The sequence below is a fragment of the Xenorhabdus bovienii genome, assembly GCF_024721015.1.
GTDB classification, from domain to species: domain Bacteria; phylum Pseudomonadota; class Gammaproteobacteria; order Enterobacterales; family Enterobacteriaceae; genus Xenorhabdus; species Xenorhabdus bovienii.
On sequence record NZ_JANAIF010000310.1, the window covers coordinates 1 to 526 of the forward strand.

Here is a 526-nt window from a genome sequence, read left to right on the forward strand (position 1 = left end):
CCTAAATAAAATTTCAAAATAATAGATCACTTGAAGGGAACTCAGTCCGATTTTCGCGATCTGATTAATCGCCAAATCAAAACAAATCACTAACCGGACTGAGTTATGCCGATCATAGCACCCATATCCCGAAATGAACGTCGCCAGATGAAAAAAATTATCCAAACAACCCGAGATAAAAATTATGCACGCAGACTGATGGCCCTGTTGATGCTCCATCAGGGGATGTCCGTCTCTTATGTCGCCAGAACCCTTTGTGCAGCGCGCTCTTCGGTCAATCGTTGGATAAACTGGTTGACGTTATATGGATTAGAAGGGCTCAAAAGCCTGCCCGCTGGCAGACCCGCAACATGGAATTTAACGTCACTGTTCCCTTTGCTGTCTTTTTTGGTCCAACATTCACCACAACAATTTGGCTACCTGCGTTCTCGCTGGAGTTTGGCGCTTTTTATCATTCAAATCAAAGAACTGATAAAAGTGAAATTCTCGAAAAGCCCCTTTTATCGTTATTTATGCCAGGCGGGTA

1 protein-coding gene is annotated in these 526 nt (G+C 43.5%); it reads left to right on the forward strand.

The features are described from left to right. Positions 1–105 precede the first annotated feature (105 nt). Positions 106–526, forward strand: a 421-nt coding sequence (locus NXS07_RS20740; RefSeq protein WP_258087601.1) for a helix-turn-helix domain-containing protein, incomplete at its 3' end; no start/stop codon positions are given.